The following is a 20,537-nucleotide window of genomic DNA, read 5'->3' as shown; positions in this document are numbered from 1 at the left end:
TCGGCTGCCGGTCCGGTGCATACGGTGATCGACTCGGTATCGACTCGGTGGCGTGGATCGCAGCGGGCGCATCCGGGATGTCGGACGCAGGAGCGTCGGGGCGGCCCATTAGGGTGGGCACTTCACCGAGTTCGCGCCGACCGCGCACGTGCGCGGTCGAATGGGGAGGTTTCGCCGGTGTCCACGGATTCCTTCGTCCACCTGCACGTGCACACCGAGTACTCCATGCTCGATGGCGCGGCGAAGATGGCTCCGCTGTTCCAGGAGGCATCTCGTCTGGACATGCCTGCCGTGGGGATGACCGACCACGGCAACATGTACGGCGCCGACGAGTTCTACCAACAGGCACAGCAGGCGGGCATCAAGCCGATCATCGGCATCGAGGCCTACGTCGCGCCGGAGAGCCGCTTCCACAAGAAGCCTGTCTTCTGGGGCCAGAGCAACCAGCGCGGCGCCGACGAATCGGGTGAGGGCGGCGACGTCTCGGGCGGCGGTTCCTACACCCACATGACGATGCTCGCCCGGAACGCGACCGGGCTGCGGAACCTGTTCAAGCTGTCGTCGCTGGCGAGCATGCAGGGCTACTACCGCAAGCCCCGGATGGACCGCGAGCTGATCGCCGAGAACGCCGAGGGCATCATCGCCACCACCGGCTGCCCGTCCGGCGAGGTGCAGACGCGGTTGCGGCTCGGCCAGCCCGAGAAGGCGCTCCAGGCAGCGGCCGACTACCGCGACATCTTCGGCCAGGAGAACTTCTTCCTCGAGCTGATGGACCACGGCCTGGCGATCGAACGCTCGGTGCGCGAGGGCCTGCTGAAGATCGGCAAGGAACTGGGCCTGCGGCCTCTTGCCACCAACGACTCGCACTACGTCACCAAGGACCAGGCCGACGCCCATTCGGCGCTGCTGTGCGTCCAGTCCGGCAAGACGCTGTCCGACCCCAACCGGTTCCAGTTCAACGGTGACGGCTACTTCCTCAAGTCGGCCGAGGAGATGCGTGAGTACTGGGACTCCGAGGTGCCGGGTGCCGCCGACTCGACGCTGCTGATCGCCGAGTGCGTGGAGTCCTACGAGGACGTCTACGCGCACAAGGACCGGATGCCGCGGTTCCAGGTGCCGGAACGCCACGACGAGTCCAGCTGGCTGCACCACGAGGTGATGCGCGGTCTGGAGTGGCGCTTCCCCGAGGGAATCCCGGACGGCTACGTCGACCGCGCGGAGATGGAACTCGGCGTCATCGCGCAGAAGGGCTTTCCCGCCTACTTCCTCGTCGTCGCCGACCTCTGCAACTACGCGCGCAGCGTCGGCATCCGGGTCGGCCCCGGCCGTGGCAGCGCGGCGGGCGCCCTGGTCGCCTACGCACTGGGCATCACCAACCTGGATCCGCTGCCGCAGGATCTGCTGTTCGAGCGATTCCTCAACCCCGAGCGCGAGTCGATGCCCGACATCGACATCGACTTCGACGACCGCAGGCGCGGCGAGATGGTGCGCTACGCGACCGAGAAGTACGGCGCGGACAAGGTCGCCCAGGTCATCACGTTCGGCACGATCAAGACCAAGGCCGCTATCAAGGACGCCGCGCGCGTCCATTACGGACAGCCGGGGTTCTCGATCGCCGACCGGATCTCGAAGGCGCTGCCGCCGCCGGTCGCGGCCAAGGACATCCCGCTGGCCGGCATCGTCGACCCGGAGCACGAGCGCTACGACGAGGCCACCGAGGTGCGCTCGCTGATCGAGAGCGACCAGGAGGTCTCGACGATCTTCGAGACCGCCCGGGGTCTCGAAGGTCTGATCCGCAACGCGGGTGTCCATGCGTGCGCGGTCATCATGTCCAGCGAGCCGCTCATGGAAACGATCCCGCTGTGGCAGCGCGACGACGGCGCGGTCATCACGGGCTGGGACTACCCGTCCTGTGAGGCCATCGGCCTGTTGAAGATGGACTTCCTGGGGTTGCGCAACCTCACGGTCATCGGCGACGCCATCGACAACATCAAGGTCAACCGCGGCGAGGAGATCGACCTCGACCGGCTGGGCATGGACGACCCCGAGTCGTACCAGCTGCTGGGCCGCGGCGACACGCTGGGCGTGTTCCAGCTCGACGGCGGCGCCATGCGTGACCTGCTGCGCCGGATGCAGCCCACCGGCTTCGACGACATCGTCGCCGTGCTCGCGCTGTACCGGCCGGGTCCGATGGGTGTGAACGCCCACAACGACTACGCCGACCGCAAGAACGCGCGGCAGGACATCACCCCGATCCATCCCGAGCTCGAAGAGCCCCTGCAGGAGATCCTGGCCCCGACGTACGGCCTGATCGTCTATCAGGAGCAGATCATGCAGATCGCGCGGCAGGTCGCCGGTTACTCCATGGGTCGAGCGGATGTGCTGCGCCGGGCGATGGGTAAGAAGAAGAAGGAGGTCCTCGAGAAGGAGTTCGAGGGCTTCCACGCCGGCATGCAGGAGAACGGATTCTCCGATGCGGCGATCCAGGCCCTGTGGGACACGATCCTCCCGTTCGCCGGGTACGCGTTCAACAAGTCGCATGCGGCCGGGTACGGGCTCGTCTCGTACTGGACGGCCTACCTCAAGTCGAACTATCCGGCCGAGTACATGGCGGCACTGTTGACCTCGGTCGGGGACAACAAGGACAAGTCCGCGGTGTACCTGTCCGAATGCCGCAGGCTCGGCATCAACGTGCTGCCGCCGGACGTCAACGAGTCGGGGCCGCGCTTCTCGGCCGTCGGCGACGACATCCGATTCGGCATGGGCGCGGTGCGCAACGTCGGCGGCAACGTCGTCGAGTCGATCATCTCCACGCGCGAGGAGAAGGGCAAATACTCCTCGTTCACCGATTTCCTCGACAAGTCGGAACTGGTGGCGTGCAACAAGCGCGTGATCGAGTCGCTGGTCAAGGCGGGCGGATTCGACTCGCTCGGCAACACGCGGCTGTCGATGGTGCAGGTGCACGAGGACGCCGTGGAAGCGGTCGTGCCGCTCAAGCGCCAGGAGGCGATGGGACAGTTCGACCTGTTCGGTGCGGGAGCGTCGGAAGACGACGCCGACGCCGCCTCGGCGTCGCCGCTGGCGCACCTGAAATTCGACGAGGAGGAATACCCGAAGAAGCAGAAGCTCGCCTACGAGCGGGAGATGCTCGGCCTGTACGTGTCCGGTCACCCGCTGGACGGTGCCGAGCGGATTCTGCGCAAGCACGCGAAGAAGCCCATCGCCGCGATCCTCGCCGACCCGCCGAAGGAGGGCGAGATCGAGGTCTCCGGGCTGCTGACCTCGGTCGAGCGGCGAGTGAACAAGAAGGGCGAGCCGTGGGCGATCTGCGTCGTCGAGGACATGGACGCCTCGCTCGAGGTGCTGTTCTTCCCGAAGTCGTACGCGATCTTCGCGGCCGACCTGGTGGAGGACAACGCGGTCGTGGTCAAGGGCCGGGTCAACTGGCGCGAGGACAAGATGGCGGTGTTCGGCGGCGGGCTCGTGCCGCTGGACCTGTCCGACATCGCCGCGGGTGACGAGGAACCGCCGCTGACGCTCGTCGCATCGGCCGAGAAGCTGGACCAGAGTGTGGTCGTCGAGCTCAAGCAGACGCTCAAGGCGCATCCCGGGGAGACGCCGGTGCGGCTGAAGCTGGTCGGCAGGAGCGAGACGCTGTTCGCGCTGTACGACTATCCGGTGAAGGTCAGTTCGATGCTGATGGGCGAGCTCAAGGGAATCCCGGGCATCATGGCCGGCTGAGGCGCCCTCGCGGGTGCGTTTGCTGCCCCGAAGGGCACCTTCGGGGCTCCCAACGCCCCGGACGTTCCCTTGATCACGCGCGGCGCCTCCCCGGCGGGCAGGCGTGTTCGGCCTCGCTCGCCGGGAGTCCTACGGTGACCTCGTGAGTGAAACCGCCGTCTCCACCCCGGATCCGCGTCGCTGGCGGGCCCTTGCCGTCACGCTGACCGCCGGGTTCATGTCGCTGCTCGACGTCAGCATCGTCAACGTCGCGCTGCCGTCCATCCAGGATGGTCTGAACGCGAGCGTCGCCGGCACCCAGTGGGTCGTATCCGGCTACGCCCTGACGTTCGGCCTGGTGCTCGTCACGGGTGGGCGCCTGGGTGACGCTTTCGGCAGGCGGCGCATGTTCCTCGTCGCACTGTCGGCGTTCGTCGTCACCAGCGGCATCGCGGGCGCCAGCTCGAGCGAGGGCATGCTCATCGCGGCCCGCCTCGCGCAGGGCATCGCCGCGGGCATGCTCACCCCGCAGAACACGGGGTTGATCCAGGAGCTGTTCCACGGCGCGGAGCGGGGCCGGGCATTCGGCATGTTCGGCGCGACCGTCGGCCTGTCCACCGCCGTCGGACCGGTGCTGGGTGGGCTGATCATCGCGGGCTTCGGCGACGAGGGCTGGCGCTGGGTGTTCTACGTCAACCTGCCGATCGGGCTGGCGGCACTGGTGCTGGCGGCGCGGTGGGTACCGACGCGCCCGCCCGCCCGGCGCGGCGTGGTGTCGCAACTGGACCTTCCCGGCATGGTGCTGCTCGGACTGGCGGTCCTCGGGGTGCTGCTGCCACTCGTGCAGTCCGAACACGGCGGGCTGACCACGCTGTGGTGGATGTTCCCGCTGGCTGCCGGGTTCGCCTGGCTGTTCGTCGTGTGGGAACGCGCGGTGGTGCGGCGCGGCCGGATGCCGCTGTTGCACCCGCGGCTGTACACGAGCACGCCCGGCTACGCCCTCGGCGCGGCGATCGGTGCGACGTACTTCTGCGGGTTCGCCGGCATGTGGTTGGTGTTCGCGCTGTTCTTCCAGCAGGGCCTCGGTTACTCGCCGCTGGAATCGGGCCTGCTGGTGACACCGTTCGCGCTCGGCTCGGCGGTGTCCTCGGCGCTCGCCGGACGGGCGGTCGCCCGATGGGGCCGGACGGTGACGCTCGCGGGCCTCGCCCTCGTGGTGGTGGGCATCGGGTCGATCGCCGTGCTGGTGCCGCTCGTACCGGACGCCGCGGTCGGCTACGCCATGGCTCTGCCGCTGCTGCTCGGCGGAATCGGCGGCGGCATGGTGATCTCCCCGAATACGACACTGACGCTGGACCGGGTGCCGACGAGCATGGCCGGCGTGGCCGGGGCGGCGTTGCAGACCGGCCAGCGGCTGGGCGCGGCGCTCGGGGTGGCCGTGCTCGGCGCCGCGTTCCACGCCGGCGTGACCGACGGGGAGGGATACCGCACCGGTCTGGTCGCGGCGATGCTGTGCACGGTCGCGTTCACGCTCGTGGCGATGACCCTCGCGGTGCTCGACGCGCGGCGGCATCCGCGGCGCAGGCTCACCGGACAGCAGCCTCCGGCCACGCGGGAGGGGCCGCTCACGTGAGCCGGGGCAGCACCTCGGCCAGTGGCTCGCGCAACACGACGTCGGCCCGCTCGTCGTACGGCGTGGGGGAGGCGTTGCAGACGATCACCGACGCGCCGGTGCCCGCGGCGACGTCGACCAGCCCGGCCGCCGGATGCACGGTCAGTGACGTCCCGGCGGTCACCAGCACGTCGCACGAGATCGCGGCGACGCGGGCGCGGTCGAGCACGTCGGCGTCGAGCGCCTGACCGAACGAGATGGTGGCGGATTTGAGGATCCCGCCGCATGCGGTGCACGGGGGATCGTCGGCGCCTGCGCGCACGCGGTCGAGCGCCTCTGCCATGTCCCGCCGGTCGCCGCACTCGAGGCATTCGGTGTGGAACATCGTGCCGTGCAGTTCGATGACCGTCTCCGGGGCCGAGCCTGCCCGCTGGTGCAGTTCGTCGATGTTCTGCGTGATGATCGCGGTGAGTGTGCCGCCGTGCTGCAGCGCGACGAACGCGTCGTGTGCCGGGTTCGGCGTCGCCTGCCACGCCGGGTGCTCCAGCCGGGCCTGCCAGGCACGCCTACGGACGTCGGCGCTGTCGCGATAGTCCTGCAGATTCGACAGCTTCTCCGCCTCGGGATCCCGGGTCCACAGGCCGTTCGGGCCGCGGAAGTCGGGGATGCCGGAATCGGTGGAGATCCCGGCGCCGGTGAGCGCAGTGATGCGGCTCGCCCCGGTGATCAGGTCGCGAGCGCGCCGGAGGTCGGCGTCCATGCGTTCCATGATGCGCCCGCCTGCTCCCGACTCGGCTGCCGGGGCAGAGCCGCGGGGCGCGCCGACTCAGTTCGGCGAGGCCGACGGGCGATCGTCGGAATCCGGGCTCGGCGCCGATGCGCCACCGCCCGGTGCGCCGCCACCGGGTGCGCCGGCCGCGCCTGCCGTGGCGGGACCTGCTGTAGCGCCGTCCTCGACGCCGGACGTCGCCGTGATCTCCGCGGCCGCCGTCGTCCCGGGCGGTGCCGCCGCGTCGGAGTTCGCCGTTGTCGCAGGGGTCATCGCCGCCATCGACTTCTTGCGCTTGTACCGCAGCAGCGCGAACACGGCGATCGCCGCAAGGACGCCCACCACGATCATGCCGCCGGTGCTCATGGCGTCCTCGATCTGCTTGGCCGCTTCGCCCGCCGCCGCACCGAGCGCGATGTGCAGGGCCGACCAGCACGTCGCACCCGTGACCGCAGCCGGCAGGAACTTGTGGAACGGCAGCCCCGAGGTGCCGGACGCGGCGGGCGTGAGGGTACGCACGACGGGGAAGAACCGGGCGAAGAACACCGCCCACGCGCCGCGGCGCTGGAGGATGCCCGTGGCCTTGTCCCACGCGTCGACACCGTACTTCTGGATCAGCTTCGTTTGGCGCAGCTTCGGCCCGAAGCGCCTGCCGATCGTGTAGCCGATCGAGTCGCCGATGCCCGCGCAGACCGTCACGACGAGCCAGAGGATGAGGAAGCGCGGCGTCGTGGTGGCGGTGGTGGCCGCGATGAGCAGCCCGGATTCGCCCGGCGCGAGGAAGCCGAGACCGATCGTGCATTCGAGCAGCACGAGCAGGCCGGTGGCCCCCACCAGCGCCGGTTGCGGCAGGCTCTGCAGCCAGTTCAGTAAGTCGGTGACCACCGTCAACCCCTGTTCGTCATCCCCAGCAGGCGCGGCACGTGAAACATGTCGCCGCGTGTGCGGCCGACACTATCGGTCGACGCGCACACGCGGCGTCAGGGATCACCCGGATGTCGTTCTCAGGACGAGGATTGGCGTGCGAGGACGCTGCTGGCCTCCTGGGCTGCGGGTGCTTCCGCGGCCAGGTGCTGCAGGTTCTCCGGAAGTTCTTCCCCGCGGTGCGCCTTGGTCTTGGCGAAGAGCTTGCCCGCGCGGTACGACGAGCGAACGAGCGGGCCCGCCATGACCCCGGGGAACCCGATCTCCTCGGCGGCCTTGGTGTGCTCGACGAACTCCTCCGGCTTGACCCAGCGGTCGACCGGGTGGTGGCGCGGCGAGGGGCGCAGGTACTGCGTGATCGTCAGGATCTCGCAGCCGGCGTCGAACAGGTCCTGCATCGCGGGTGCGACCTCGTCCGGCGTCTCGCCCATGCCGAGGATCAGGTTCGACTTGGTGACCAGGCCCGCATTGCGGGCCTCGGTGAGGACCTTCAGCGAACGCTCGTAGCGGAAACCGGGCCGGATGCGCTTGAAGATGCGCGGCACGGTCTCGGTGTTGTGGGCCAGCACCTCGGGCTCCGAGCTGAACACCTCGGCCAGCTGATCCGGTTCCGCGTTGAAGTCCGGGATCAGTACCTCGACACCCGTGCCCGGGTTGAGCTGGTGGATCTGGCGGACCGTTTCGGCGTACAGCCACGCGCCGCCGTCCTCGAGATCGTCCCGGGCGACGCCGGTGACTGTCGAGTAGCGCAGGCCCATCGCCTGCACACTCTCGGCGACGCGGCGCGGCTCGTCGGTGTCGAGTTCGGCGGGTTTGCCGGTGTCGATCTGGCAGAAGTCGCACCGGCGCGTGCACTGGTCACCACCGATGAGGAAGGTGGCTTCGCGGTCTTCCCAGCATTCGTAGATGTTGGGACAGCCCGCCTCTTCGCACACGGTGTTCAGGCCTTCGCGGCGGACGAGGCCCTTGAGTTCGGTGAACTCGGGGCCCATCCGGGCTCGGGTCTTGATCCACGACGGCTTTCTCTCGATCGGGGTCTGGCTGTTGCGTACCTCGAGACGCAGCAGCTTCCGACCCTCCGGCAGTGCAGTCACGGCTCCCACCCTACGCGCCCGCGCGGAGCCGACAAGGTCATGCCGGGTCGGGCGTGACACCCGTCAACTCGGCCGTGAGATCCCACAATGCGGAACCGGTCGTCGGATCGGCCGCCGCGGGGAGGGGCCGGACCGTGCCGGGACGGCCGCGTAGCTGGCCGGGGCCGAGCGGACCGAGGTACTCGCCGCCGGAGACGTCGGGTGCCGTCGCGGCGTAGAGCTGCGGTGCCGCTCCCTGCTCGGTGTTCTGCGCCACGAGCAGCCCGCCGATCCGGCCGCCGACGTTCATGACCGTGCGCAGCACGACGTTGCGCTGTGCCTGCGCCATCGCCGAGGCGAGGCCGGTATCGCTGTAGCCCGGGTGTGCGGCGACGCTCACGACGTCGTCGCCCGCGGCCCGCAGCCTGCGGTCGAGTTCGAGTGCGAACACCTGGTTGGCCAGCTTGGACTGGCCGTAGCCGGCCACCGGGTTGTAGCGGCGCCGTTCGAAGTGGGGGTCGGTCGTGTCGATGCGTCCGCTGCGGGCGGCGAGACTGGAGACCGTGACGACCCGTGCGCCCGGGCGGGTGCGCAGTGCGGGCAGGAGCAGCCACGTCAGCGCGGCGTGGCCGAGATGGTTGGTCCCGAACTGGAGCTCGAACCCGTCGCGGGTCTTCTCGTGAGGCGGGGCCATGACACCTGCGTTGTTGACGAGGACGTCGAGGGAGTCCCCGGTGCGCTCGCGGACGTCGGCCGCAGCCCGTCGGACGGATGCCAGGTCGGCGAGGTCGAGTTCGACCAGCTGCGGTTCGGTCGCCGCGCCTGCGGCGACAGTGTCGAGCGCCTGTTTGCCGCGTTCGGGGGAGCGGCAGGCGAGCAGTACCGCGGCGCCCCGCGCGGCCAGCACCCGGGCCGTGTGCAGGCCGAGGCCGGAGTTCGCGCCGGTGACCAGAACCGTCCTGCCGCTCTGGTTCGGGATGTCGGATTCGGTCCAGTGGTCCATTCGCGCCATGGACGTCAACTTACCGGTGAGTAGCGACACCGTGCCAGCTGAGGTGCCGCAACCCGGCTGTCGCCGCGTCGGGCCGTAGACCTGTACAAGGCTGCGGACCTGTATCAGGCCGCGGACATGCGTAAGGCCAGGGTCCCGGTAATGCCCCGGGTAGCACCTGGCCTTGCGACTCGCCCGGCACCCGTGGTGCCGAACTCCTGGTTGCGGGTCCACAACATCCGCCGGCTCCGGTGTATCGCTCGGGTCGGTGCTCGGGTCGGTGCTCGGACTCGACCGGTGGCTCAGCCGGCCGGGGCGAGCTTGCGCAGGAGCTGGCTGACCGGATTGCGGGGCGGTGCGCCCAGCTCGGATGCGCGGGTGCGGATGAGTCCGACGAGGGTGTTGCCGATCTGCGTCACTTCGTCGGCCGGTTCGCCGGGCTCGGCGAGTCCTGCCGTGACGGCCAGCATGCGCAGCTGGGCCTCGTGGGCACGGCGCAGCGCCGAATGGTCGTCGAGGTGCGCGTCGAGCACGGCGCGCAGGGTCGCGTGGTCGGAGGACGTCTTGCGCCACGCGCGTGACACGGCCTCGACGTGGTCCGCGTCGCGGCCGCCCGGCAGGTCCGCGGAGTCCTCGGGGCCCCCGACCTCGGCGCGGAGCCTGCCACTGAGGGCCTGCTGCCAGCGGTAGTGGAGCGCGAGGAGCAGGTTCTCCTCGGTGCCGAACTCGTCGATCGCGTCCGGGATGTCGGAGAGGTGCAGCGGCGTCCCGGGATTGCGCCGGGCGCGCCGCAGGATCGTGTCGAGGATGTCGCGTCGTCTGTAGTAGTCGTTCCAGCTCATGGGATCCCCTGCTGTGTGGTTACGCGACTCGGTGGCCGGGACGTCTGATGGTCGGACATCGGGAATCGGGACACCTGGCCATACCGCGGGTCTGCGGCATACCGTGAGTACGCCACGAACATACCACCGGTATGGCGACGGCAAACCCGAGTAGAGTTGTGAGTGTGGTGACAATGCGGTCCAGACGTGACGACTACTCGGAATCGACGCGGTCTGCGCTGGTCGAGAGTGCTGTCCGGCTGTTCACGGAACGGGGGTACGCCGGCACGTCGCTCGACGAGATCGCGAAGCGGGCGCGCGTGACGAAAGGCGCGCTGTACCACCACTTCAGTGGGAAACAGGCCGTGTTCGAGGCGGCGTTCGACGAGGTCGAGGCCGACATCAAGGGGCGCTTGGAGAAGATCCTGAGCGGCTCGCAGGCGCCGTGGGAACGCGCGCTGGCCGGGCTGCGCGAGTTCATCGGCAGCTGCCTCGACCCCTCCTACCAGCGAATCGCGCTGCAGGAGGCGCCGGTCGTCATGGGCTGGGCGCGCTGGCGCGAGGCGGAGGACCGCTACAGCTTCGGGCTCATCAAGCAGGCGCTGCAGGACCTCATCGACGCAGGTGAGGTGCTGGCTGTGCCCGTCGAGGTGACGTCGCGACTGCTGTTCGGCGCGCTGTGCAGCGCGGCCACCGAGATCGCCCATTCCGCCGATCAGCGCAAGGTCGGCGAGCAGATCGAGGACGTGGTCGTGCGCCTGCTGAACCAGGTGCGCAGGCAGGCCACCGAGGCCTGACGGCGCACCTGCCGCCCCACCGGACACGCTGCGCGCGACCTCGTGCTCGCCCGTCTCCCACCACCGCCCAAAGGGACACGTTGCGCGCGACCTCGTAGTCTTTGGACCGTGGAACTCAGGATCTTCACCGAACCGCAGCAAGGCGCCGACTACGAGGACCTTCTCCGCGTCGCGAAGGCGACCGAGGACAACGGCTTCGGCGCGTTCTTCCGCTCCGACCACTACCTGAAGATGGGCGACGCGTCCGGCCTTCCGGGGCCGACGGACGCGTGGCTCACGCTCGCCGGTCTCGCCCGCGAGACGTCGACCGTCCGGCTCGGCACGCTCGTCACGGCGGCGACCTTCCGGCACCCCTCCGTGCTGGCGATCTCCGTGGCGCAGGCCGATCGCATGTCCGGCGGCCGCATCGAGTTCGGTTTCGGCTCCGGCTGGTACGCCGACGAGCACACCGCTTACGGCATCGACCTGCCCCCGACGAAGACGCTGTTCGACCGCTACACCGAGCAGCTCGCCGTCATCACCGGACTGTGGGACACGCCGGAAGGGGAGACGTTCTCGTTCTCCGGCGACCACTACACGCTCGACGGCGCGCCGGGGCTGCCGAAGCCGGCGCAGCGGCCGCACCCGCCGGTGATCCTCGGCGGCGGGGGCAAGAAGCGCACGCCCGCGCTCGCGGCCCGGTACGCCGACGAGTTCAACACCCCGTTCATGGACGCCGAGTCCGCGGCGGCGCAGTTCGAGCGTGTCGACGCGGCTGCGAAGGAAGCGGGTCGCACCACGCCGGTCCGCCGGTCCGCTGCGCTCGTCGCGGCCGTGGGACGCGGCGATGCCGAGATCGCACGGCGCGCGGAGGCCATCGGGCGTGCGGTGCCGGAGTTGAAGGAGAACGGCCTCGGCGGCACGCCCGCCGAGGTCGTCGACACGATCGGCACGTGGCGTGCGAAGACCGGTGTCTCGCGGCTGTATCTGCAGGTACTCGACCTGTCGGACCTCGACCACCTCGAGCTCATCGCCTCCGAGGTCGCCCGTCAGCTCGACTGAGCACGCCGCGAAAACGGCCGCCGCGGATCGTCTCCGTGGCGGCCGTTTTCGGGTTTCAGTTCTGCAGGGCGAACGTCACGCCGGGGGCGGACGGCTGCTGCCGGGGGAGCCAGCGATTCTCGTCCACCGGCAGGTCGCCTTCGAGCGCGGCCAGCACCGCGTCGCGCGCGTACGGCAGTGCCTCGGCGACCGGTACGTCGCGACCGAGCTCCTTCGACAGCGACGTGGTTCCGGCGTCGCTGATGCCGCACGGCACGATCCGGTCGAACGCGCTCAGGTCGGCGTTGCAGTTGAGCTCGAACCCGTGCATGGTCACGCCGCGCTGCACCCGGATGCCGATGGCGCCGATCTTGCGCTCCGGGCCGCGGTCGTCGGCGGGCAGCCACACGCCGCTGCGGCCGTCGACCCGCCCCGTGTGCACGCCGAAGGTCTCGCACACGTGGATGAGCGCCTCTTCGATCCGCCGCACGTACTGCACCACGTCGACCGGGTCGGCCAGCTGCACCAGCGGGTAGCCGACGAGCTGTCCCGGCCCGTGCCAGGTGATCCGCCCGCCGCGGTCGACGTCGATCACCGGCGTGCCGTCGGTCGGCCGGTCCTCGGGCCGGGTGCGCTTGCCCGCCGTGTACACCGACGGGTGCTCCAGCAGCAGCATCGTGTCCGGACCGGTCGAGTCGGCGCGGGCACCGGCGTACTCGCGCTGCAGTTCCCACGCATCGAGGTAGTCGATCGTGCCGAGCTCCCGCACCGACACGGGCTCGGACGTGGTGCGGCAGGAAAGGGTCTCGTTCGCAGTCACGGAGTCGACTGTACTCCCGCCGCCTGCGGTCGGCCGGGGTCGACGGTCGTCATGTGACGGCGGCCAGCGCCTGCTCGAGGCGCGGGTGGGCGAAGGTGAACCCGGTGTCCGGGAGCCGGCCGGGCACCGCGCGCGGACCGGACAACAGCATCTCGTCGGCGGCGTCACCCAGCACGGTCCGCAGCGCGAAGCCCGGCACGCGCCACGGCGCTGGACGGCGGAGCGCACTGCCCAGCGCCCGGGTGAACTCGGCGTTGGTGACCGGTTCGGGGGCGGTCAGATTCACCGGGCCGGCGACGTCGGCCTTGCGCAGCAGCAGCTCCATCGCGGCGACGTGGTCGTCGAGGCCGATCCAGGGGAAGTACTGCCTGCCGTCGCCGAGCTTGCCGCCGAGCCCGAACCGGAACAGCATCCGCAGCGGGGCCAGCAGCCCGCCGTGGGCCGACAGCACGGGGGAGGTGCGCAGGTGCACCACCCGGGCCCCCGCGCGCACCGCCGGGTCGGTGGCGGCCTCCCACGAGCGGCACAGGTCGGCGAGGAAACCGGAGCCGTGCCGGGCCGATTCGTCGACCTCACGATCACCGGTGTCGCCGTAGACGTTGATCCCGGAGGCGTTGAGCAGCACGGGAACCCCGTGGCGGGCGACCGCGTCGGCGAGCACCTCGGTGGGCTCGACGCGGCTGTCGACGAGGTGCTGCTTGCGCGCGTCGCTCCATCGGCCGGACGCCAGGGGCGCGCCGCACAGATTCACCACGGCGTCGACGCCGTCGAACGTACCCTCGTCGATCCGGCCCGCGGGCGGCTGCCAGCCCCGCTCGTCGGCGGCACGTGGGGTGCGCCGGACCAGCCGCAGGACGTCGTGTCCGGCCGTGCTCAGCCGCGCGACCAGCGCGCCCCCGAGCAGTCCGCTCGACCCCGCGACGAGAATTCGCATAACGCCCACCCTAGCGGCGATCCCGCACGCTCCGCCGCAGCCGAACGTGTGCCGGGGACGGGACGGTGTCCGAGGTGGACCGGGCCGGGTGCCGAAACGAGTCGAGGGTCCGAGCCCGGTGTGGTACCGGGTTCGGACCCTCGACTCGACTACGGGTTTGGGCTCGGAGTTCGGCGGTCACGGCTCAGGGGAGTGGCGACCGCCGAACTCCTCGTCCCCCGGCGCGCGCCGGGGGACGAGGGACTCAGAGTCCCAGCTCGTCCTCGAAGTTGCCGTCCTCGAGCCGCTGCTTGACCGTCGTCAGGAATCGGCCGGCGTCGGCGCCGTCGATCAGCCGGTGGTCGTAGGTCAACGGGAGGTACGACATCGACCGCACGGAGATCGTGTCGTTGCCGTCCTCGTCGGCCACGACGACCGGGCGCTTCACGATCGCGCCGGTGCCGAGCATGCCCGACTGCGGCTGCACGATGATCGGCGTGTCGAACAGGGCACCGTTGCTGCCGATGTTCGTGATGGTGAACGTGCCGCCGGTCAGCTCGTCGGGCGTGACCTTGTTGGTGCGCGCCCGTTCGGCCAGATCCGCGATGCGGTGCGCCAGACCGGACAGGCTCAGTTCCCCGGCGTCGTGGATGACCACCGACAGCAGGCCACGCTCGGTGTCCACGGCGATGCCGAGGTTGATCGAGCCGTGGTAGGTGATCTCCTTCGTCTCCTCGTTGTAGGAGGCGTTGACGTTCGGGTGCTGCTTGAGCGCCTCCACCGTGGCCTTGGCGAAGAACGGCAGGAACGTCAGGTTGACGCCTTCACGCTCGCGGAACGCCGACTTGGCGCGCTGGCGCAGCTTGGCGATCTTGCTGACGTCGACCTCGTGCACCTGCGTGAGCTGCGCCGAGACCTGCAGCGACTCCCTGGTCTTCTCCGCCGTGATCTGGCGGATCCGGTTGGCCTTCTGCACGGTTCCGCGCAGTGCGGCCTTCTCCGCGTCGGAGACCGGTGCCGCGGCGGCAGGCTGGGACGGAGCGGCCTGCGCAGTCGGCGTGGCTGCAGGAGTGGCCGCCGGGGCCTGCTGCTGCTTCGTGTCGACGGCGGCCAGCACGTCCTGTTTGCGGATGCGGCCGCCGACACCGGAACCGGTCAGTGTCGACAGGTCGATGTCGTGCTCGGCGGCGAGTTTGCGCACCAGCGGCGTCACGTAGGGCGTGCCACCGCCGTCGTCCTGCGCCGGGGCCTGCTGTGCCGGAGCGGCGGCAGGGGCCTGCGGTGCCGGAGTCGGCTGTGCCGGGGCCTGCGGTGCCGGCGCGGCAGGCGCGGGTGCCGCCTGCTGAGGCGCAGGGGCCGGTTCGGGAGCCGGGGCCGGGGCCGGGGCGGGTTCCGGCTCGGGAGCGGGTGCCGGTGCCGCCGGTGCCGCGTCGGCGGAGCCGATCACCGCGAGCTGTCCGCCGACCTCGACCGTCGCGTCCTCGCCCGCGGAAATCTCGAGCAGCGTGCCCGCGAGGGGCGAGGGCACCTCGGTGTCGACCTTGTCGGTGGAGATCTCGAGCAGCGGCTCGTCCACCTCGACGGTGTCGCCGATCTGCTTGAGCCACCGGGTGACCGTGCCCTCGGTGACGCTCTCGCCGAGCTCGGGCAGCGTGACCGGCGAACCCGAAGCGGCACCGCCGGACGGTGCCGGAGCCGGCGGTGCCGGAGCCGCCGCGGGCTCGGCGGCGGGAGCGGGCGCCGCGGGGGCCGGAGCCGCTGCGGGCTCGGCGGCAGGAGCGGGCTCGGCGGCAGGAGCGGACTCGGCCGCCGAGCCGCCGCCCGATCCGTCGTCGACCAGCGCCAGCTCACCGCCGACCTCGACGGTGTCGTCCTCCTTGGCGATGAGTTTCTGGACCGTGCCCGCGACGGGGGAAGGGACCTCGGTGTCGACCTTGTCGGTGCTGATCTCCAGCAACGGCTCGTCGACCGCGACCGATTCACCCTCCTGCTTCAGCCACCGGGTGACGGTGCCCTCCGTGACGCTTTCCCCGAGCTCCGGCAATGTGACGGAGTACGCCATCGTTTGCTGACTCCCTTGGTTCGTAGTCGATGTGGGTCGTGAGTGCGAGCCGGGGCGTCAGCCGTGGACGTGCAACGGCTTGCCCGCGAGTGCGAGATGCGCCTCGCCGAGCGCCTCGGACTGGGTCGGGTGGGCGTGGATCAGCGGCGCGACGTCTTCCGGGAAGGCCTCCCAGCTGTAGATCAGCTGTGCTTCCCCGATGAGCTCGCCGACGCGGTCGCCCACGAGGTGCAGGCCCACGACCGGCCCGTCCGGCGCCTTGACCAGCTTCACCGCGCCGGAGGTCTTGAGGATCTGGCTCTTGCCGTTGCCGCCGAGGTCGTAGGTGAACACCTCGACGTCGGAGCCGTACTTCTCCTTGGCGTCGGCCTCGGTCAGGCCGACGGAGGCGACCTCGGGGTGCGAGTAGGTCACGCGCGGGATGCCGGCCTCGTCGATCGGCGACGGGTTCAGCCCCGCGATCTCCTCGGCGACGAACACGCCCTGCTGGAAGCCGCGGTGGGCCAGCTGCAGGCCGGGGACGATGTCACCGACGGCGTAGACGTGCGGGTTGCTCGTGCGCAGCCGTTCGTCGGTGACGACGAAGCCGCGGTCCAGCTGGATGCCCGCCTCCTCGTAGCCGTGGCCCGCGGTGTTGGGGCCACGCCCGACGGCGACCAGCAGCACGTCGGCCTCGAGCGTTTCACCGGACTCGAGGGTCACCGTGACGCCGTCGTCGTCCTGCTTGGCCTCGGTGAACTTCACGCCCGTCTTGTAGCCGATCTTGCGGCGGCGCAACGCGCGCTCGAGCTGCTTGGACGCGAACTCGTCCTCGTTCGGCACGAGTCGCGGCAGCGCCTCGACGATCGTCACGTCGGTGCCGAAGGACGCCCACACGCTGGCGAACTCGACGCCGATGACCCCGCCGCCCAGCACGACCGCCTTCTTCGGCACGTGGTCGAGCTGGAGTGCTTCCTCGCTGGCGATGACCCGGCCGCCGAGCTCGAGGCCCGGCAGCGTCTTCGAATACGAACCGGTGGCCAGGATGATGTCCTTGCCGGTGTACCGGGTGCCGTCGACTTCGACCGTGGTGCCGCCGACGTAGGTCCCCTCGCCTTCGACGAAGGTCACCTGATGGTGCTTCGCGAGCCCCTGGAGACCCTTGTGCAGCCGGGTGACGATGCCGTCCTTGTACTTGTGGACCCCGGCCATGTCGACGCCCTCGAGCGTGGTCTTCACGCCGAACTGCTCGCCTTCGCGGGCCGAATCGGCGACCTCGGCGGCGTGCAGCAGCGCCTTGGTCGGGATGCACCCCCGGTGCAAGCAGGTGCCGCCCAGCTTGTCCTTCTCGATCAGCGTGACGGACATGCCCAGTTCGGCGGCCCGGAAGGCCGCGGCGTAGCCGCCCGATCCGCCACCCAGGATCACCAGGTCGGCTTCAGCGTCGCTCACTTGTCCAACTCCCTCGCGCAGGTTTCCTCCGGCACCCGGCAGGCCCTGTGAACACTACGCGGCGCTGTGGCGCGTCTGGTGTCCACGCGGCCTCCCAGCGGGTGTCTGTGGTGAACGCACGCGCGCACGCGCGCGCTTGTCATGCCACATCCTGTCACTTCGTGTCCGGGAGGTGCGAAGTGTGGTCGGCGAGGTTGTTTCACGACTTCGGAAATAAGGGACAATGATCGTCGGAGGCGAACGTGGAGAGGTGATCGACGTGGGGCTGTTCGACCGGCTGCGGAGCAAGCGCGGTGGGAAACAGCGGCTCGGGACGGGAAAGAAGCAGCGGCCCGGGACGTTGCGTGGGGCGAGCGACGCCGACACGGCCCATCTGGATGCGTGGGCGTCCGAGCGGCGCGGGGTCGAAGCGTATGTGGAGCCCAGGACGAACGTCACCGAGACGACGGTCGTGCTGGTCGCGCACGACGGCGAGTGGACCCGCAGGCGCATCGGCAGTCTGGGCAAGGCGCAGGATTTCGGCGGCAAGCGCTCGATCCCGGTGTACGAGGTCGCGCGCATCGGATATCCGCAGCGTATGCGTGACTACACGAAGCGGCAGAAGATCCTGGAGAAGCGCAAACGGGAGGCCGAACGCGACGCGTGAGGCCGGGGCGTGGTGTCAGGGCGGAGTGTCGGGGTGGAGTGCCGGGGTGGAGTGCTGGTCCGCCGGGAGGCCGTCGAGGGCGAGCGCTTCGCCGGACGGGCCGCCCGAGATGTGTCCAATATCATATCCGGCTCGGCCTTCTCCTCGTCGGAGAACTGCAGGGCCGGAGAACTGCAGGGCAGGAGACCTGCAGGTTCCCCGCGGGCGCGGGGTGAACGGTACTGAAATCGATACCGGATCGTCATGTGCGCCTGGTGCGGGGCCGGAGGTGTGCCGTCGTCGCCGTCAGGTGCTCGCCTCGAGCAGCCGCAGGTGCTCCTCGAGTACCGAGCGGATGCCGGGATGGACGCTGCGGCCGAACAGCGCGTCGTCCTCGGTGACCTCGTTCGAGGGCCACAGCGTCAGCACGGGTGGATCGCTGAGGACGATGCCGGGGCCGGACACGCCGGTCTCGGCGCTCGGCCGCAGTTCGGCCACGCCGAGCAGCCGTGGGAACACGACGTCGGCCCGCAGGCCGTCGCAGACGCCCAGGAACGCGCGGAAGTCCTCCGGCAGCGTCCTGCCGAGCCGGTTCTCGGCGTGGTCGACGGCAGCCACGGAGGCGGGCGGCGGCACGGCGTCCGGTTCGCCGCGCAGGCGCATGATCTCGTCGATCAGCTCCCGCCAGTCGGCGTCATGTCCCTCGGTGCGATAGCGCCGGTCGAGCGCGGCGACGAGGGCTGCCGTGTAGTTCCACGCCCACTCGGCATCGACGGCGAGTTCGCCGCCGACCAGCAGCGGGGCGACGTGCCGGCACGCCGCGAGCGTGGCGGCGTCGGGCTGCGGGATCTCCCGCGCCACGTCCGCCCAGCGGTGCAGCGCCTCGCGGGCCGCGGCGGTGTCGCCGTCGGCCGCGGCCCGGGAGGCCGCCGCTGCGGCCGCCCGCTGGCGCTGTCCCCGCGGCGGCAGGGTCTCCCGTTCGCCGAGGATCTTCTCGTGCTCGCGCTCCTCGGCGTCCAGGTCGAGCGGCACGAGGCCGTCCGCCCATTCGGGGCGCCGGTGCTCGGGGCCGGGCAGGTCCTCCCGGGCGGCCAGCAGCATCGCCCATGCCCGCGCGGTGACGGCGGTGGTGGCGAGCCGGTCGACGCTCCGCCCGGTCGCGGTCGCCCAGTGCCGGACCAGCCGGTCCGAGTCGCCGAGCGCGCCGGCACACGCGAGCAGCAGCGCCTCGCGCGTGACGGTGGCGTCGACGGCGTCGTCGGTCCCCGTGAGCACCGTGCGGACGGAACCCTCGGGATGATCACCGCTGTAGGCCGTCATCCGGACGCCTCCCGACACCCGACGTCTCTCGTCCTGCAGCCTGCTGCGGGTTCAGCCGTTGTCGGCGATGTCCGTGAGCAGGGCGGCAATGGTCCGGACCGGTACGCCCGTGCCGCCCTTGCCGGTGTAGCCCCAGGGCGAACCGGTGTTGTACGACGGGCCCGCGATGTCGATGTGCGCCCACGGCAGGTCGTCGCCGACGAACTCGCGCAGGAAGATGCCCGCGGCGAGCATGCCGCCCCAGCGCGCGCCGGTGACGTTGGCGAGGTCGGCCAGCTTCGAGTCCAGTTCGGCCCGCAGTTCCTCGGGCAGCGGCATCGGCCAGGCGTTCTCACCCGTGACCCGGCCCAGCTCGGCGACGCGGTCGCGGAACTCGTCCGAGCCCATCACCCCCGCCGTCCGGTTGCCCAGAGCGACGACCTGCGCGCCGGTGAGCGTCGAGGTCTCGACGAGGTAGTCCGGGTCGTCCTCGGCCGCGCGCACGATCGCGTCGGCGAGTACCAGCCGGCCCTCGGCGTCGGTGTTGAGTACCTCGACGGTCTTGCCGCCGTACATCGTGAGGACGTCGCCAGGGCGGTACGCGGTCGCCGAGGGCATGTTCTCCGCGAGCGGGATGTAGGCGGTGACCTCGAGCGGGAGCTTCAGCTTCGCGGCCAGCAGTACCGACGACAGCACGGCGGCGGCACCGGACATGTCCGACGTCATGGCGTCCATGTTCGCGGCGGGTTTGATCGAGATACCGCCGGTGTCGAAGGTGATGCCCTTGCCGACGAGCGCGATCTTCTTGCGCGCCTTGGCACCCCGGTACGTCATCTTCACCAGGCGCGGCGGGCGCGACGAGCCGGTGCCGACACCGAGGATGCCGCCGAAGCCCTTGCGCTTGAGCTGCTTCTCGTCCAGTACCTCGACCGCGACGCCGGTCTCCTCGGCCAGCGTGCGGGCGCGGTCGGCGAAGGAGTCGGGGAACAGGTCGTTCGGCGGCGTGTTGATGAAGTCGCGCGTGGTGCAGACCGCCTCGGCGGTGGCCGTCGCCGCCTTCAGCGTGGCGCGGTGCTGCTTGGTGGAGCCTTCGGCGGGCGCCGCGACGTCCACGGCCGGCACCGGCTTGTCGCCCTTGTCCGACTTGTACTCGGTGAACGTGTAGGCCCCGAGCGCGATGCCCTCCGTCGCGGCCTGCAGGTCGACGGCCGACAGCGTGGTCAGCGCACGCTTCGTGCCGGCCAGGGCGCGGCCGGCGGCGCCCGACGCGCGGCGCACCTGTTCGGCCGTCACCTCCGGCTGGCCGAGTCCGACCGCCAGCACCACGTCGGCTGCCAGCCTGCCGAGCGAGGGCACCTTCACGACCTCTTCGGCCGCACCGGTCGCACCGAGCGTCGTGAGCACCTCGGCGAGCGTGCCGCCGTACGCCGCATCCACCGCCTCGGAACCGGCCGCCAGTTCGAGGCCGCCCGCGGTCTGCACGGTGCCGACCACGACGGTCTGCGCGCGGGTCTTGGCCAGCGACGCCTCGGTCAGCTCGGTCAGGGCAAGCTTCGGAACGGCCACGTCGGACTCCTCATCTCGGGTGTTCACTCGTCGGCCATGCTATTGACGCGTCCGGTGGCAGCCGGAAGTAGGTGTGCGGTGAAGGCAGGTGGGC

The 20,537-nt window shown here is 70.5% G+C and carries 15 protein-coding genes and 1 pseudogene; 5 read left to right on the top strand and 11 right to left on the bottom strand.

What is annotated here, in order from left to right; translation table 11 throughout:
* Window positions 1–177 precede the first annotated feature (177 nt).
* Both dnaE and LY41_RS03405 read left to right on the top strand, forming a co-directional pair.
* Entirely contained in the window at window positions 178–3,741 is a 3,564-nt protein-coding gene (gene dnaE, locus LY41_RS03410) for a DNA polymerase III subunit alpha (RefSeq protein WP_253862331.1), read from the top strand.
* A 142-nt stretch (window positions 3,742–3,883) separates the two neighbouring features.
* On the top strand, window positions 3,884–5,353 hold the full coding sequence (locus tag LY41_RS03405) for an MFS transporter (protein ID WP_308292194.1): 1,470 nt from the start codon (window positions 3,884–3,886) through the stop codon (window positions 5,351–5,353).
* Here the strand turns inward: LY41_RS03405 and LY41_RS03400 are convergent.
* From LY41_RS03400 to LY41_RS03380, 5 genes and pseudogenes are all read right to left on the bottom strand, one after another.
* A complete protein-coding gene (locus tag LY41_RS03400; RefSeq protein WP_253862330.1) occupies window positions 5,346–6,092 on the bottom strand; it encodes an SIR2 family NAD-dependent protein deacylase in 747 nt (248 codons plus the stop codon). The two genes, LY41_RS03405 and LY41_RS03400, sit on opposite strands and share 8 nt — an antisense overlap.
* A 273-nt stretch (window positions 6,093–6,365) precedes the next feature.
* Window positions 6,366–6,992, bottom strand: a pseudogene (locus LY41_RS03395) (DedA family protein); the annotation flags it as partial.
* 113 nt (window positions 6,993–7,105) lie between these two features.
* Complete coding sequence (gene lipA, locus LY41_RS03390) at window positions 7,106–8,119, bottom strand: lipoyl synthase (protein ID WP_253862329.1); 1,014 nt, start codon at window positions 8,117–8,119, stop codon at window positions 7,106–7,108.
* A 37-nt stretch (window positions 8,120–8,156) separates the two neighbouring features.
* Window positions 8,157–9,101, bottom strand: a complete 945-nt coding sequence (locus LY41_RS03385) for an oxidoreductase (RefSeq protein ID WP_253862875.1) — start codon at window positions 9,099–9,101, stop codon at window positions 8,157–8,159.
* A gap of 290 nt (window positions 9,102–9,391) precedes the next feature.
* On the bottom strand, window positions 9,392–9,931 hold the full coding sequence (locus LY41_RS03380; RefSeq protein WP_253862328.1) for a hypothetical protein: 540 nt from the start codon (window positions 9,929–9,931) through the stop codon (window positions 9,392–9,394).
* Between the two features lie 173 nt (window positions 9,932–10,104).
* Here LY41_RS03380 and LY41_RS03375 point away from each other — a divergent pair, with 173 nt between their 5' ends.
* Both LY41_RS03375 and LY41_RS03370 read left to right on the top strand, forming a co-directional pair.
* Complete coding sequence (locus tag LY41_RS03375; protein WP_253862327.1) at window positions 10,105–10,707, top strand: TetR/AcrR family transcriptional regulator; 603 nt, start codon at window positions 10,105–10,107, stop codon at window positions 10,705–10,707.
* A gap of 108 nt (window positions 10,708–10,815) precedes the next feature.
* Entirely contained in the window at window positions 10,816–11,748 is a 933-nt protein-coding gene (locus LY41_RS03370) for an LLM class F420-dependent oxidoreductase (protein ID WP_253862326.1), read from the top strand.
* A 55-nt stretch (window positions 11,749–11,803) separates the two neighbouring features.
* Here LY41_RS03370 and lipB read toward each other — a convergent pair whose 3' ends face one another.
* The 4 genes from lipB to lpdA all read right to left on the bottom strand — a co-directional run bounded on the left by lipB (window position 11,804) and on the right by lpdA (window position 16,953).
* Window positions 11,804–12,547 (bottom strand): lipoyl(octanoyl) transferase LipB, encoded by a 744-nt coding sequence (gene lipB, locus LY41_RS03365; RefSeq protein ID WP_253862325.1) that lies wholly within the window; start codon window positions 12,545–12,547, stop codon window positions 11,804–11,806.
* A 49-nt stretch (window positions 12,548–12,596) separates the two neighbouring features.
* On the bottom strand, window positions 12,597–13,481 hold the full coding sequence (locus LY41_RS03360) for a TIGR01777 family oxidoreductase (RefSeq protein ID WP_253862324.1): 885 nt from the start codon (window positions 13,479–13,481) through the stop codon (window positions 12,597–12,599).
* A 244-nt stretch (window positions 13,482–13,725) separates the two neighbouring features.
* Window positions 13,726–15,522 (bottom strand): 2-oxoglutarate dehydrogenase, E2 component, dihydrolipoamide succinyltransferase, encoded by a 1,797-nt coding sequence (gene sucB, locus LY41_RS03355; protein WP_253862323.1) that lies wholly within the window; start codon window positions 15,520–15,522, stop codon window positions 13,726–13,728.
* 57 nt (window positions 15,523–15,579) lie between these two features.
* Complete coding sequence (gene lpdA, locus LY41_RS03350) at window positions 15,580–16,953, bottom strand: dihydrolipoyl dehydrogenase (protein WP_253862322.1); 1,374 nt, start codon at window positions 16,951–16,953, stop codon at window positions 15,580–15,582.
* Between the two features lie 223 nt (window positions 16,954–17,176).
* Between lpdA and LY41_RS03345 the strand changes: the two genes are divergently transcribed.
* On the top strand, window positions 17,177–17,599 hold the full coding sequence (locus LY41_RS03345; protein WP_253862321.1) for an oxidoreductase: 423 nt from the start codon (window positions 17,177–17,179) through the stop codon (window positions 17,597–17,599).
* A gap of 285 nt (window positions 17,600–17,884) precedes the next feature.
* On the opposite strand, the gene LY41_RS03340 is transcribed toward LY41_RS03345, so the two are convergent.
* Together LY41_RS03340 and LY41_RS03335 are read right to left on the bottom strand one after the other, a co-directional pair.
* The gene (locus LY41_RS03340) at window positions 17,885–18,898 is read right to left on the bottom strand and encodes an SMI1/KNR4 family protein (RefSeq protein ID WP_253862320.1); all 1,014 of its coding nucleotides are present in this window, start codon (window positions 18,896–18,898) and stop codon (window positions 17,885–17,887) included.
* 51 nt (window positions 18,899–18,949) lie between these two features.
* Entirely contained in the window at window positions 18,950–20,443 is a 1,494-nt protein-coding gene (locus LY41_RS03335) for a leucyl aminopeptidase (protein WP_253862319.1), read from the bottom strand.
* Window positions 20,444–20,537 lie beyond the last annotated feature (94 nt).

This window comes from Prauserella halophila, from assembly GCF_024171895.1.
Taxonomy (GTDB): domain Bacteria; phylum Actinomycetota; class Actinomycetes; order Mycobacteriales; family Pseudonocardiaceae; genus Prauserella; species Prauserella halophila.
Note: the sequence above shows the minus strand (reverse complement) of the source record. Positions and strands in the feature narration are given on the sequence as shown.